This window comes from Nocardia sp. NPDC102475 (assembly GCF_055584605.1).
Genome location: NZ_JBVJLS010000007.1, coordinates 19,235 through 34,117, shown reverse-complemented (window position 1 = coordinate 34,117; position 14,883 = coordinate 19,235). Strand labels below are relative to the sequence as shown.

Sequence of the window (14,883 nt, the reverse complement as noted above, 5' to 3'; positions counted from 1 at the left end):
CGACATCGCGAAGCGCAGCCCCGGCATGTCGTACTCGCCAGTAACCCCACCTGGCATTATAACGATTCGATAACGGTCAACGTGAGGAGTGCTCATGTTTCGTACGTGTTGGTAACCGGGTGGACCAGCGGCTTTGAACATGAGGGAGGGTCATGTTTCTGAGTATTCTGGTACGAGAGTACGGAAATACCTGGCGGTAAGCGGCGATCCTGAGAGCAAACGTGAGGATTTCCTCATGATTTTCTGGAATCCTTGCAGTCATCAGGGCTCATTGGTGAGGAACACCTGCGCACCGGAGGGAGCGGCGTGTCTCGACGGCATGTCGCCAGAGAAGGAAGTCGAAGCGTCTTGACGATCAATGAGAGCACTGCGGCCGGAACCGGACAGAGCCCGAAAGTGGTTGGGGCGCCACAGCAAGGGGGGTCGAGGGCCCCGCTGCTGGATCGACTGCTGGGCGGAACGCCCTACGCGCTGGCCTTCGGTGGGCAGGGTGCGCGTTGGCTCGGTGAGTTGGAGGAGATCGGGCGCGATGCCGCACTGGAGCCCGAGCTGACCGCATTGGTCAATGAAGCGGCGACGCTGCTGGAACCCGTTGCGGCACAACTACTTGTAGTGCGACCGGTCGGTTTCGACCCGATCGGCTGGATGCTCGAGAACGAGCTCGCCGACGGTGACGAGGCGGAGGTTTCCGCCGCGCCTTCGGAGCAGGTGCTCCGCTCGGCCGTAGTGTCGATGCCGGGTGTATTCCTGACGCAGGTGGCCGCCGTGCGCGCGCTGCGGCTGCAGGGTCTGGATGCCAACGAGCACGCGCCGGTCGCGGTTGTCGGTCACTCGCAGGGGCGCCTCGCCGCGACCTCGGTGCAGGCCGGTGGACAGCGTGACGCCGAACTGCTCGCCATCGCCCAAATGATCGGCGCCGCAGCGGGTTTGGTTGCCCGCCGGCGCGGCCTCATGCCGGTGGGCGAGCGTTCGTCGATGGTCGCGGTATCGAATGTCGATCCCGAACATCTGCGCACGGTGGTGGCCGAGGTGTCCGCGGGCGTGGACCCCGCCGCGGCCGCGGTGGTTTCGATTCGCAACGGTCGGCGGCGTGTGGTGCTTTCCGGTACGCCGACCCAGTTGGAGCGGGTGCGTCAGCGTTGCGCCCAGATCCATGACGAGCAGACTCGCGAGCGCGATGCGAAGTCGCGCGGTGGCGCGGTGTTCGCGCCGGTCTTCGAGGACCTGGCCGTCGATGTCGCCTTCCATCACCCCGCGCTCGCCGACACGGTCGACATCGTGAGCGGCTGGGCCTCCCAGTGTGGTCTGGATGCGGAGCTTGCGGGTTCGCTGGCCAAGGAGATCCTCGTCGACCCGATCGACTGGGTCGAGGAGGTCGACGGCGTCGTCGCCGCGGGCGCGCAGTGGATTCTCGATCTGGGCCCCGGCGATCTGCTCAGCCGGCTCACCAGCGGCTCACTCAAGGGCACCGGGGTCGGCATCCTCGCGGCCGCGACCCGCGCGGGTCAGCGCAGCCTGCTGACTCCCGGCGCCTCGCCCGAGGTGGCTCAGCCGTGGTCGGCCTTCGCGCCGCGTCCGGTGCGTCTGCCGAGCGGACGCGTCGTGGTCGAGACCTCGTTCACCAAGCTGACGGGTCGTTCGCCGATCCTGCTCGCGGGTATGACCCCGACCACCGTCGACGCGAAAATCGTTGCGGCGGCGGCGAATGCGGGCCACTGGGCGGAGCTGGCCGGTGGTGGTCAGGTCACCGAGCAGATCTTCGCCGACCGGGTTGCCGAGCTGAAGACGCTGCTGCACCCGGGCCGCGCGGTGCAGTTCAACTCGCTGTTCCTCGACCCGTACCTGTGGAAGCTGCAGCTCGGCGGTAAGCGCCTGGTGCAGAAGGCCCGTACGGCGGGTGCGCCGTTCGACGGTGTCGTCGTCACCGCGGGCATTCCGGAGCTGGAAGAGGCCGTCGCGCTGATCGCGGAGCTGACCGAGGTCGGTATCACGCATGTGGCGTTCAAGCCGGGCACCGTCGCCCAGATCCGCGCGGTGCTGCGCATCGCCGACGAGGTGCCGGACTACCCGGTGATCATGCACATCGAGGGCGGCCGGGCCGGCGGACACCACTCCTGGGAGGACCTGGACGACCTGCTGCTGGAGACCTACGCCGAGCTGCGTAACCGCGACAATGTGGTGGTCTGCGTCGGCGGCGGCATCGGTACCCCGGAGCGTGCGACCGAATACCTGACCGGTGAATGGGCTGTGCCGCACGGCTATCCGGTGATGCCCCTCGATGGCGTACTGGTCGGCACCGCCGCCATGGCGACGCTCGAGGCCACCACCGCACCCGAGGTCAAGCAGCTGCTCGTCGACACCCCCGGTACCCCGGACTGGGTCGGCGCGGGCACCGCGACCGGCGGAATGGCTTCCGGGCGTAGCCAATTGGGCGCCGATATCCACGAGATCGACAATGCGGCCTCGCGCACCGGCCGCCTGCTCGACGAGGTCGCCGGTGACGCCGACGCGGTCGCCGAGCGTCGCGACGAGATCATCGCCGCGCTGAATGCCACCGCCAAGCCGTACTTCGGCGATGTCACGACCATGACCTACCTCGAGTGGCTGGAACGCTACGTCGAGCTGGCCGTCGGCCTGGACCGCCCCAAGGACTTCGACTGCGGCAGCGACCTGGGCGACGCCATCCTGGACGCCACCCGTTCGGTCTGGCTCGACATCACCTGGCGGGACCGGTTCGCGGAGATGATGCGCCGCACCGAATCCCGGCTGCATCCGGCCGACCGCGGCGAGATCCCGACGCTGTTCGAATCCGACGCGGTCTTCGAGAACCCGGTCGAGGCGCTGTGCACGCTGAAGCAGCAGTACCCGGCGGCCGAGCAGACCCTGCTGCACCCGGCGGATGTGCCGTTCTTCGTCAGCCTGTGCAAGACCCCGGGTAAGCCGGTCAACTTCGTGCCCGTGGTGGACGGTGACGTGCGCCGCTGGTGGCGTTCGGATTCGCTGTGGCAGGCCCATGATCCGCGTTATTCGGCCGATCAGGTCTGTGTCATTCCGGGCACGGTCTCGGTCGCCGGTATCACCCGCGTCGACGAGCCCGTCGGTGAATTGCTCGATCGCTTCGAGCAGGACACGGCGTACGCGCTGGTTCGCGCCGGTGTGTCGCCGGTCGCGGTCGACGCGCGCCGCTCCGCCGGCGTCACCGAGGGACCGGTCGACGCGGTGCTGGCCGCGCCGGATGTCGAATGGTCCGGCCGCACCACGGTCAACCCGATCCACCGCCTCGGCGACCTCGCCAAATGGACTGTCGACGACAAGGGCGCCGTCCATCCGCCGACCGGTGCGACGATTACCGAAACCACCGGCCCGGATGCCGATCACGCCTACGTCGAGCTCACGGTGCCGCTGTTCGGCGGTGACGCTGTGCGGATCCGCCTGCGCATCACCGTGCCGACCTCTCTCTACAACGGCGGCGCGCCGGTCATCACCGAAACCGATGCCGACACCGCCATGTCCGCACTGCTCGCGGTCGCCGCGGGCCAGGCGCTGCCGGAGGTGAAGGGCAAGGTCGCACACCTCAATGTCGCCTGGACCCCGGACCTCATCGCCGATCACGCGGGCGTCACCGGTTCGGGCCTGCCCGGCGCACTGAGCACGCTCGGGCGCAGCGTGCCCGATGTGCTCGTCGGTGCGTGCTGGCCCGCCGTCTTCGCGGTGCTCGGCGCCGCGCGCAGCGCCGACGGCGACAGTGTCATCGAAGGCATGCTGGATCTGGTCCACCTCGATCACCAGATCGCACTCGAGCGCGACCTGCCGCACGACACCAGCATTCTCGTTGTCCGCGCCGAATCGGGTGACGTTGTCGACACCGACCTGGGACGCGTCGTCGAGGTGCGGGTGTCCGTCGGCGAGATGCGGGATCAGGGCCTCGACGTGGTGCCGCTGGCGACGCTGACCGAACGCTTCGCCATCCGCGGCCGCAACGGCGCGGGCGAGCTGACCGATCCACCGCGCGCGGCGGGTGTGGTCTCCGATGCCGCCACCGACACCCCGCGTCGCCGCCGTCGTGACGTCACCATGCTGGCGCCGCGCACCATGCGTGCCTTCGCCTCGGTCTCCGGTGACTACAACCCGATCCACACCAGTGATTCGGCCGCCAAGCTGGCCGGTCTCGGCAGCCCGATCGTGCACGGCATGTGGCTCTCGGCCGCCGCGCAGCACGCGGTGTCCGCGGTGGATCCCGAAAGTTCCACTCCGGCAAGGACTTTGACGGCGTGGACCACCCGCTTCCTCGGCATGGTCCGCCCGGGCGCGGAGATCGACGTGCGGGTCGAGCGGATCGCGGTCGACGCGGGTAGCGAGATCGTCGAGGTCTCCTGCCGTGCCGACGGCGATCTGGTGATGACCGCGACCGGTCGCACCGCCGCCCTGAAGACCGTCTACGCCTTCCCGGGCCAGGGCATTCAGCGCAAGGGCATGGGCCTGGACGCCCGCGCCCGCTCCAAGGCCGCCAAGGAGATCTGGGAGCGCGCCGATAAGCACACCCGTGCGGCACTCGGCTTTTCGATCCTGGCCGTGGTGCGGGACAACCCGACCTACCTCAAGGCGCGCGGTGTCGAACACCGGCACCCGGACGGCGTGCTGCATCTGACCCAGTTCACCCAGGTCGCCATGGCGGTGCTCGGTGTGGCCCAGGTCGCCGAGTTGCGCGAGGCAGGTGCCTACGTCGAGGGCGCCATGCTGGCCGGACATTCGGTCGGTGAGTACAACGCGCTCGCGGCCGTCGCCGGTGTGCTGCCGCTGGAGGCGGTGCTGGAGGTCGTCTTCCAGCGCGGTTCCGCCATGCACGAGCTGGTGCCCCGGGATGCGCAGGGTCGCAGCGACTACCGGATGGCCGCCATCCGGCCGTCGCAGATCGGTCTGCCCGATGACGAGGTCATCGACTTCGTCAAGGGTGTGGGCGAGAGCGTCGGGGAATTCCTCGAGGTCGTCAACCTGAACCTGCGCGGTTCGCAGTACGCGATCGCGGGCACGGTCAAGGGCCTCGATGCGCTGGAGACCGAAATCGACCGCCGCCGTGCCGAATTCGGCGGCAAGCGGGCCTTCATCCTGGTCCCGGGCATCGATGTGCCGTTCCACTCCACCGTGCTGCGCGAGGGTGTGCCGGAGTTCCGGCAGAAGCTCGAACAGCTGCTGCCCGCGGACCTGCACCCGGAAATCCTGGTCGGACGCTACATTCCGAACCTGGTGCCCAAGCCGTTCTCGCTGGAGCGCGCGTTCATCCAGGAGATCGCCGATCTGGTGCCCTCGGAGCCGCTGGCCACCGTGCTCGCCGACTTCGACAACTGGACCGCACGCCCGACCGAACTGTGCCGCGTGGTGCTGATCGAGCTGCTGGCCTGGCAGTTCGCCAGCCCGGTGCGCTGGATCGAGACCCAGGATCTGCTGTTCGCCGATGCCGCCGACGGTGGGCTCGGGGTACAGCGTTTCGTCGAAATCGGTTTGGGCGCAACGCCGACCGTGGCGAACCTGGCCAGCCAGACGTTGAAGCTGCCCGCCTTCGGCACGGTCACCGTCGAGGTGCTGAATATCGAGCGCGAGGCCGCGGTCGTCTACTCGACCGATACCGATCCCGCGCCGGTCGACGAGCCCGCCCACGAGCCGGTCGAAACCGTCTCGGCCGCAGCGCCGGTCGCGGCGGCCGCCCCGGTGGTCGCGAGCTCGGGCGGTCCGCGTCCGGATGACATCGCGTTCACCGCCGCCGACGCCACCCGCGTACTGATCGCGCTGTGGACCAAGCTGCGGCTGGATCAGATCGGCCCGGTCGACACCATCGAGGGCCTCTGCGACGGTGTCTCGTCGCGGCGCAATCAGCTGCTCGTCGACCTCGGCTCGGAGCTGTCGCTCGGTGCGATCGACGGTGCCGCCGACGCGGATATGGGTGCGCTCTCGGCCACCGTCGAGCGACTTGCCCGTACCTACAAGCCTTTTGGTTCGGTGCTCTCCGATGCCATCGGCGATCACCTGCGCAAGGTCTTCGGTCCGTCCGGTAAGCGGCCCGCCGCGATCGCCGAGCGGGTCAAGAAGGTCTGGGAGCTGGGCGACGGCTGGGCCAACCATGTCACCGCCGAGGTTTCACTCGGCACCCGCGAGGGTGTCAGCGTGCGCGGTGGCGATCTCGGCGGGCTGGTCGCGAGTGTGAGCGACGCCGCCTCGGTCGATGCGGCCATCGACGCCGCCGTGCAGGCCGTCGCGGCCCGTCGCGGTGTCGCGGTATCGCTGCCGAGCGCGGGCGGCGGTGGCGGCGCCACCGTGGACGCCGCGGCGCTGGGTGAGTTCACCGAACAGATCACCGGTCGCGACGGCGTGCTGGCTACGGCCGCCCGCGTGGTGCTCGAACAGCTCGGCCTGACCGAGCAGGCCTCCGCGCCGGAGGCCTCGGATGACACCCTGGTCGATCTCGTCTCGGCCGAATTGGGTTCGGACTGGCCGCGTTTGGTCGCGCCTGCCTTCGACGGCCGCAAAGCCGTGCTGATCGACGACCGCTGGGCGACCGCACGCGAGGATCTGGCCAAGCTCTGGCTCGATGACATCGGCTCCGGCGAGGAGTCGGTGGACGGCTTCCTGGGTGCCGGTGAAGCCGTTGCGGCACAGGCGAACTGGTGGCGTGAGAAGGCCAAGCACGAGGCCCGCTCGGTACTCGCGGGCCTGTACGAGCGCATCGCCGAGGCGGCGCTGAACACCGAAGAGTCCGGCCTGTGGTCCTCGGATGTCGCCGTGATCACCGGTGCCAGTAAGGGTTCCATCGCGGCGGCGGCCACCGGTCGACTGCTCGGCGGCGGCGCTACGGTGGTGGTCACCACCTCGAGCCTCAACGACGAGCGGCTCGGCTTCTACCGCAAGCTCTACCGCGAGAACGCGCGCCACGGTGCCGCGCTGTGGGTCGTCCCGGCGAATATGGCTTCCTACCAGGACATCGACGCGCTGATCGACTGGGTCGGCAGCGAGCAGGTCGACAATGCGGGCGGTGCGAAGGTCAAGATCAAGGACGCGATGACCCCGACCCTGCTGCTGCCGTTCGCGGCGCCGCGGGTCGCCGGTGATCTCGCCGACGCCGGCGCCCGCGCCGAAATGGAGATGCGGGTGCTGCTCTGGTCGGTCGAGCGGCTGATCGGTGGGCTGTCCAAGATCGGCATCGATCACGATGTCGACGCGAAACTGCATGTGGTGCTTCCGGGTTCGCCCAACCGCGGCATGTTCGGCGGCGACGGCGCCTACGGTGAGTCCAAGGCCGCACTCGACGCGGTGGTCGGCAAGTGGCGGGCCGAGAAGTCGTGGTCGAGCCGCGTCACCCTGGTACACGCCCTCATCGGCTGGGTGCGCGGCACCGGGCTCATGGGCCACAACGATCCGATGGTGACCGCGGTCGAGCAGGCCGGTGTGCACACCTGGTCCACCGCCGAGATGGCCGATGAGCTGCTCAAGTGGTGCACCTCGCGGGCCCGTCAGGTGACCGCCACCGGACCGCAGCAGATCGACCTGACCGGCGGACTCGCCAGGGTCAAGCTCGATCTGCCCGCACTGGCCAAGCAGGCCCAGGAGGCCGTCGCGGCCGAGCCCGAGGAAGCCGTTGCGGCGGGGACGATTTCGGCGCTGCCCGCACCGCCGACCATGAGCTCGGCACTGCCGGTGCCCGAATGGGGTTCGGTGACCGCCGATCTCGCCGATATGGTCGTTATCGTCGGTGCCGGTGAGCTCGGCCCGTACGGTTCGGCGCGCACCCGGTTCGAGATGGAGGTCTCCGACGAGCTGTCGGCCGCTGGTGTGCTCGAACTCGCCTGGACGACTGGCTTGGTCGCTTGGGAGAACGAGCCCAAGCCCGGCTGGTACGACGCCGAATCCGGTGACTATGTCCCCGAACACGAGCTGGCCGAGAAGTATCACGACGCGGTCGTCGCGCGTTGCGGTGTGCGCCGCTACGAGGACGACGGCGCCATGATCGACAATGCCGCACCGCTGATGACCTCGGTCTTCCTGGATCAGGATCTGACCTTCACGGTCGGCGGCGAAGCCGAAGCGCGCGCCTTCTACGCCGCGGATCCGGAGCACACGGTGATCACCCCGGTCGCCGATTCCGGTGACTGGCAGGTGATCCGCAAGGCGGGCACCGAGATTCGGGTACCGCGCAAGGCCAAGCTGTCGCGCACCGTCGGCGGTCAGATCCCGACCGGCTGGGATCCCACTATCTGGGGCATCTCCGCCGATATGGCGGCCTCGGTGGACCGGGTCGCGCTGTGGAATATCGTCTGCACCGTCGACGCGTTCATCAGCTCCGGGTTCAGCCCGGCCGAGCTGATGAGCTGGGTGCACCCGAGCCTGGTCGCCAACACCCAGGGCACGGGGATGGGCGGCATGTCCTCGATGCGCTCGCTCTACATCGACAACCTGCTCGGTGAGTCGCGCCCGAACGACATCCTGCAGGAGGCGCTGCCGAACGTCGCGCTCGCGCATGTGGTGCAGTCCTACGTCGGCAGCTACGGTGCGATGGTGCATCCGGTGGCGGCCTGCGCGACTGCTGCGGTGTCGGTCGAGGAGGGCGTCGACAAGATCCGTTTGGGCAAGGCCGATTTGGTGGTCGCCGGTGGCTTCGACGATCTCGGTATCGAGGGCATCGTCGGCTTCGGTGATATGTCGGCCACCGCGGATTCGGCGGCCATGAGCGCCAAGGGCATCAGCGACCGGTACTTCTCCCGCGCCAACGACCGCCGTCGCGGCGGCTTCGTGGAATCGCAGGGTGGCGGCACCGTCCTGCTGGCGCGCGGCGACGTGGCGGTGGAAATGGGCCTGCCGGTGCTCGGTGTGGTCGCCTTCGCGCAGTCCTTCGCCGACGGTGTGCACACCTCCATCCCGGCGCCCGGCCTGGGCGCGCTCGGTGCGGGGCGTGGCGGTCGCGAATCCAAATTCGCCGCCGAACTGCGCAAACTCGGTGTGGCGCCGGACGATATCGCGGTCATCTCCAAGCACGACACCTCGACCGCGGCCAACGATCCGAACGAGTCGGAACTGCACGAGCGGTTGGCCACGGCCGTCGGACGCTCCGAAGGCGCGCCGCTGTTCGTGGTTTCGCAGAAGAGCCTGACCGGACACGCCAAGGGCGGCGCGGCCGCCTTCCAGCTCATCGGCCTGTGCCAGGTGCTGGAAAACGGTGTGGTGCCGCCGAATCGGAGCCTGGACTGCGTCGACGACAAGATGCGGGCCTACCCGCATCTGGTCTGGGCGCGCGAACCGCTGCGGTTCGGTGAGCGGTTCCCGCTCAAGGCCGGTCTGCTGACCTCGCTCGGCTTCGGCCACGTCTCGGGTCTGCTCGCGGTGGTGCATCCGGAGGCGTTCATCCAGGCGATCGAGCCGGGTCGGCGCGAGGAGTACCAGCGCCGGGCACAGCAGCGTCAGCTCGCCGGACGGCAGCGGTTCACCGAGGCCATGTGCGGTGGCGCCCCGCTGTACGAGCGGCCGGCTGATCGGCGCCTCGGTGCCGACGGCACACCGTCGGAGCAGAAGCGGCAGCTGGAGGCGGACGTGCTGCTCTCGCCGGAGGCGCGGCTGTCCGGCAACGGCACCTACCGGGCCGACGGCGCGGGTTGTGGCACCGGGGCAGTGATTCTCGGGCAACTCGATGCCGGTGGCTCTATGGCATAGCGGCTTCGGCCATTACCGTGCAGAGTGCGGTCGCTACGGCGGCCGCATTCTGACTTTTCATTGAGCTCGAAGGCTGAGGAGCGGCGACGCATTGACCATCCTGGGTATCGGCTTGGACTTGGTGACCATCTCCGAGTTCGCCGAACAGTTGCAACGGTCCGGAACCACTATGCTCCGGGAGAGTTTCACCGCCGGTGAGCGGCGCTACTGTCAGAGCAAGGGCACCGACCCGGCGCGCAGTTACGCGGCGCGCTGGGCGGCCAAAGAGGCAGTGTTGAAGGCTTGGGCGTCTTCGCGTTTCGCGCGCCGCCCGCAGATCGGCGACAACCCTTACCCCCTCATCGAGGTGGTCAACGACGCATGGGGTCGCCCGAGCATCAAACTGCACGGCTTGGCCGCCGAATTCCTGCCCCGCGCAAGGGTTCACCTGTCCCTGACGCACGACGGCGACACCGCCGCCGCCATGGTCGTGCTCGAGGATCCGGGCGAACTCGCCGACCTGATCGAAGGTCGCGAGGCGCAGTAGCCGACCGATGTTCGAACCGGGCACCCCGTACACAGGATGCCCGGCTCGAACGCGGATTGCTGAAGGTTAGCGCTGGCCGCCGGTTCGGGATTCCTTTTCAGCAACCATTAGGTATGCCACCATCAGCCGTTTGAGTTCGGAGACCGCTTCGGTGTTGCTCTGGTCGTCTTGCACGGAGAAGTTCAGCATCGAGTAGACGACGTGCACCAGGACTTCGGCCATCATGGTGCGGCGCGCGCGGGGGGTGCGCGGGGTCAGCGGACGCAGCATTTGCGAGACGACCTCGGCGAACTCCTTTTCGTGGATCGCGCCGGTGGCTCGGGTGGACGGGGTGGACTGCATTGCCAGCCACACCTCGCGCCGGGACGGGTCGGTCATCCACAGATTCGCCAGATGGTCGACGAACTGGTTCATATGCCGCAACCAGTCCAATGATGGGATTTCGCCGTGGAAATCGGCGAGTTCCTGGGAAACCGCAACCAGGTCTTGGCGATTCAGCTCGCAGACGATGACATATTTGTTGGCGAAGAACTGATACAGCGTGCCGATCGGCACTTCCGCCCGTGCCGCCACCTCTTCACAGGTGAACGATTCGAACCCGACCTCGACGAGCAATTCCCGGGACGCCTGCAACAGGGCATCGAACTTGCGCTTACTGCGTTCCTGAGTCGGCCTGCGCCGCGGCATGAGCTCCTGCGGGTCGTCCTGCAGGTCCAACGCAGGGTCCAGACGTCGCTGCTTCGACCTGGCCTCCGTGCGTACATCCACGTATCAAGGCTAGCGGTATCGACACATCTGCGACACGCGCACCGTATCTGCGTGTTAAGGACTGTCACATTTCATCACCCATCCAAGCCCGAGATGGCACCGAACACATAACCGAGCGTGCGTGCATCTCAACGCACGTTTCGTGCCGGGGAATCCAAGGGGCTCAGGGGTTTCGGCAAGCTCGTGAGCTCGGCAATTGCACTGGGAAGGCGTGATCAGTGGGAGCTCGATCCGTGGTATCTCTAGGCGTTTCCACCGAACGCGGTGCCGTTCACGCGGTAGCCCTCGCCGACGGCGGCGAGAAGCTATCCGAGCGGCTGCTGCTGCAGCGGGTGGTGAAAACTCGAGGCGATTCGAAGGCGGACCTGGCGGTTGCGGTCCAGACGGCGATGGACACACTAGCGGCGGAGCTGGAGTCCGAGCGGGATATCGTGGGTGCGGCGGTCACCTACCGCGATGCCGCCGAGCGGCGTGCCATCGTCACCAAATTGGCGTCCGGCCCGTGGCATACCGCCTCGCTGGTATCGGCCAAGTCGGCACATCTGAGTGTGGCCGGGGTCATGACCTGGGTCGATGAATTCGACGATCTGCTCATCTGCGAAGTGGTCCCGGGGCATCAGGCGTTCACGCTGATCGACCGCAAGCGCAGTCGGGTGCTGGCCGCGACGAGTCATTCCGGCAGTGCGACCGCCGAGGCGCTCGACGTCGCGGTGTCGGATGCGTGGGACCAGTTCGAAGCGGCAATGGTTCGGCCGGATGCGGTGGTGCTGATCGGCTCGGCCGCGGACGGCGCGGTGGTGGCCACGGCGATGGACGGCTTCGGCGCGCCGGTGCTGCCGTGCAAGATCGCGACCTCCGCCTCGGCGGTCGGTGCCGCGCTGTTCGCGATGAGCGACGTGACCGGTGTGAGTAATGAGCCGGTCGAGCGGGTGCGAAGTACGCGCGGTCACACGGCTATGTTCGCAGCGGCCAGTGTGCTGGCGGGCGGACTGGTCGCGGGCGGTTTGTATGTGACAACGCGTACGGGGGCCGTCGTCGCGGACGCGCGGGTCACCGCGGACGCCCGCGTTGTCGACGGTGATACCGGATCGGCGAGCGGCTCCACCGCGGGCTCCTCGGTGCAGCCGAATATCAGCCCGTTCGATCATCCGGAGGCCAGGCAACCCGCGGCCGCCGGAAACACCGCCGGCTCGACGGTCACCGACTTCGATCTGAACAACCTTCCGCAGTACAACGAACACTGGGGCGCTCTGCCATTGGCTGCTCCGGATGCACACGAGCACGGAAACGAGGCGGCCGGATCGCCTCAGCAGCTCCCGGGCACCGGAACCCCGGGGCAGACCACCAAAGTCGGTGCTCCGAACGACGCCATGCTCTTTCCGGGTGAGGCTCCGCCGCCGGCGGCCTTCACCCCCGAGTTCTACCACTGGTGGGACAACCACGTCCGCCTGCTCGTGCAATGGGCGGCCCAGCAGTTGCAGCCCACCTAGGAGAAAATCTTCGAGAGGTCCGGTGCCCCAGTGGCTCCGGACCTTTCGTTTCATGCGCCTTCGAGCTGGACGAATCCCGTTGGGCGCAAGCCGATCTGCGGTTCGGTCTACACCGACAGGTCGCGACGGAGTTTGGCTACGTGGCCGGTGGCGCGGACGTTGTATTGCGCCACTTCGATTTCGCCTTTTTCGTCGACCAGGAATGTGGAGCGGATAACACCGGTGACGGTCTTGCCGTACATGGTCTTCTCGCCGAACGCACCCCATGCGGTAAGGACGGATTTGTCCGGATCCGACAGAAGCGGGAAGGTGAGCTTTTCGTTGTCGCGGAACTTGGCCAATTTGGCGGGCTTATCGGGCGAGATGCCGATGACCTCGATGCCCGCCCCCTCGAGGTCGGCGAGGTTGTCGCGGAAATCGCAGGCCTGTTTGGTGCAGCCGGGGGTGCTCGCGGCGGGGTAGAAGTAGACGATCACCTTGCGGCCGCGGTAGCCGGACAGCGACACGTCCTTGCCGTCGGCGTCGGGCAGAGTGAAATCGGGGGCGGCATCGCCGGGGGAGAGTCGTTGGTTGTCGGTCACCTCTTGCACGGTAATCGAACGGCCCGACAATGCGGCCGCACCGACGCAGCCCGGCTGGTTAGACTCGTCGGCAGCGCGGTTCGCGGCATATTGAATACAGGAGGATATACGTGGCTAGGGATACCGAGCGGATCGAACGGGAGATCGAGGCCGCACGGACACGGCTCGCGAGCACGCTCGACGAAATCGCCGTACGGGCCGATCCGCAGCGCATCGCCGATGACACCAAGCACATAGTGCTGGCGAAGCTCAACCAGCCGAAGGTGAAGTACAGCCTGATCGGCGCGGCCGCGGTGGTCGTCGGGTTGGTGCTGGTCAAGATCTTCCGCTGAGCCGAAAACGTAGAACACCCGGTGTGGCTGGCCACACCGGGTGTTCTACGTTCAGGACTATCAGACCGTCGGGCAGGCGAAACCGTCGCCGTCCGGATCCAAGTGCGGGCCGTAGCCCGGTTCTCCGCGGAACAGCGGTGCCCGACCCGCCGCGCGGGCCTCGTCGCAGTTTGCGAATGCGCCACCGGCCGAGCCGGTCTGGGACATGCCTGCCGAACCGGTCGCGGCCGATCCGGTATCGATGGCGGATGAGCCCGTTCCCGCGGAACCGGTGGGGACATCGGCCAGGGCTGCGGGCGCCGCTAGGAAGGCGAGTGCCGCGGCGGCAACGCTGACGGTGAGCCGGCGAACGTTCATATATTCCTCTGTTTGTGTGCTGCGGTGGAGTAGCGTCCAGGGGGAGACGCCGCATCCACTGTTGTGACGGGCCGCGTACTTGTCAACCGCGCAGCAAAACAATAGGGGCATTAGGGGACAACGCCCATTCTTCCGCTATTCACCCAAACGCCTGCCAGCCAGATGTTCGGCCGGGATATTACCCATGCGTCCGGCCTGGTAGTCCTCTATGGCGTGGATGATTTCGGCGCGGGTGTTCATGACGAACGGACCGTATTGCACCACAGGCTCTTTGATCGGCAGGCCGCCGAGCAGCAGCACCTCCAGGTCGCCGGTTCGGTTGTGTTGCAATGCGTCCGCGGTGACGGTGATCGAGTCGCCTGGGCCGAATACCGCGAGTTGGCCGTCGCCGATCGGTCGGCGCTCTGCGCCCACTGTTCCGCTGCCGGACAGTACGTATGCCATCGCGGTAAACCGTTGCGGCCATGGGGTTTCCAGCTGGCCGCTCGGGGTGATGGAGGCGTGTGCGTAGGCGATCGGGGTGTAGGTCGAACCCGGCCCCTCGAAGCCGCCCATCTCGCCCGCGATAATGCGCACCAGTGCGCCGCCGTCGTGCGAACTGACCAGCGTCAATTCACTGCCGCGCAGATCTTGATAGCGCGGTGCGGCCATTTTCTGCGCGCGCGGCAGATTGACCCACAGTTGGATGCCGTGGAACCAGCCGCCCGCGATGACCAATTCCTCGGCGGGCAGTTCATCGTGCAGGATGCCGGAACCGGCCGTCATCCACTGGGTATCGCCTTCGCTGATGACGCCGCCGCCGCCATTGGAATCGTGATGCACCATGGTGCCGTCCATGACGTAGGTGACGGTCTCGAAGCCGCGATGCGGATGCCACGGCGCACCCTTGGCCTCGTACGGCTCGTAGGCGACCGGACCCATCTGGTCGAGCAGGATGAATGGATCTGCCGAGCGAAGATCCATGCTCGGAAACGGCCTGCGCACCTCGAAGCCCGCGCCTTCGCGCTGCTGATGTGCGGTGCTGATGCTGCTCACCTTGCGTTCCCGCGTCGAATCCGTGGGTCGAGGGAGTCGCGGCAGCACCATGATGTCGGGGACGGTGATGGCCGGCATGGGCACCTCCTGAATAGTTGGTG

The 14,883-nt window shown here is 67.4% G+C and carries 8 protein-coding genes; 4 read left to right on the top strand and 4 right to left on the bottom strand.

The window, feature by feature from the left end; genetic code table 11:
- Positions 1 to 348 precede the first annotated feature (348 nt).
- On the top strand, positions 349 to 9,693 hold the full coding sequence (locus ACZ60G_RS14680; RefSeq protein WP_465810619.1) for a fatty acid synthase subunit beta domain-containing protein: 9,345 nt from the start codon (positions 349 to 351) through the stop codon (positions 9,691 to 9,693).
- A gap of 91 nt (positions 9,694 to 9,784) precedes the next feature.
- A complete protein-coding gene (gene acpS, locus ACZ60G_RS14675; RefSeq protein WP_040687506.1) occupies positions 9,785 to 10,219 on the top strand; it encodes a holo-ACP synthase AcpS in 435 nt (144 codons plus the stop codon).
- A gap of 66 nt (positions 10,220 to 10,285) precedes the next feature.
- On the opposite strand, the gene ACZ60G_RS14670 is transcribed toward acpS, so the two are convergent.
- Complete coding sequence (locus ACZ60G_RS14670; RefSeq protein ID WP_245721387.1) at positions 10,286 to 10,906, bottom strand: TetR/AcrR family transcriptional regulator; 621 nt, start codon at positions 10,904 to 10,906, stop codon at positions 10,286 to 10,288.
- A 299-nt stretch (positions 10,907 to 11,205) separates the two neighbouring features.
- On the opposite strand from ACZ60G_RS14670, the gene ACZ60G_RS14665 reads away from it, so the two are divergent.
- A complete protein-coding gene (locus ACZ60G_RS14665) occupies positions 11,206 to 12,477 on the top strand; it encodes a DUF7159 family protein (protein WP_465810617.1) in 1,272 nt (423 codons plus the stop codon).
- Between the two features lie 107 nt (positions 12,478 to 12,584).
- Here the strand turns inward: ACZ60G_RS14665 and bcp are convergent, their stop codons facing one another.
- Positions 12,585 to 13,058: a thioredoxin-dependent thiol peroxidase gene (gene bcp / locus ACZ60G_RS14660; RefSeq protein ID WP_063047786.1), complete on the bottom strand. Its 474-nt coding sequence runs from the start codon at positions 13,056 to 13,058 to the stop codon at positions 12,585 to 12,587.
- A 110-nt stretch (positions 13,059 to 13,168) separates the two neighbouring features.
- On the opposite strand from bcp, the gene ACZ60G_RS14655 reads away from it, so the two are divergent.
- Entirely contained in the window at positions 13,169 to 13,390 is a 222-nt protein-coding gene (locus ACZ60G_RS14655; RefSeq protein WP_433756712.1) for a DUF3618 domain-containing protein, read from the top strand.
- 60 nt (positions 13,391 to 13,450) lie between these two features.
- On the opposite strand, the gene ACZ60G_RS14650 is transcribed toward ACZ60G_RS14655, so the two are convergent.
- Positions 13,451 to 13,747: an excalibur calcium-binding domain-containing protein gene (locus tag ACZ60G_RS14650; protein WP_062993065.1), complete on the bottom strand. Its 297-nt coding sequence runs from the start codon at positions 13,745 to 13,747 to the stop codon at positions 13,451 to 13,453.
- 135 nt (positions 13,748 to 13,882) lie between these two features.
- Positions 13,883 to 14,860: a pirin family protein gene (locus ACZ60G_RS14645; RefSeq protein WP_465810615.1), complete on the bottom strand. Its 978-nt coding sequence runs from the start codon at positions 14,858 to 14,860 to the stop codon at positions 13,883 to 13,885.
- Positions 14,861 to 14,883: the final 23 nt, after the last annotated feature.

What these genes read in the sequence shown, in the direction of transcription:
- ACZ60G_RS14650 (WP_062993065.1), bottom strand. Translation starts at nt 13,747, where the DNA reads ATGAACGTTCGCCGGCTCACCGTCAGCGTTGCCGCCGCGGCACTCGCC.
- ACZ60G_RS14670 (WP_245721387.1), bottom strand. Translation starts at nt 10,906, where the DNA reads ATGCCGCGGCGCAGGCCGACTCAGGAACGCAGTAAGCGCAAGTTCGAT.
- ACZ60G_RS14645 (WP_465810615.1), bottom strand. Translation starts at nt 14,860, where the DNA reads ATGCCGGCCATCACCGTCCCCGACATCATGGTGCTGCCGCGACTCCCT.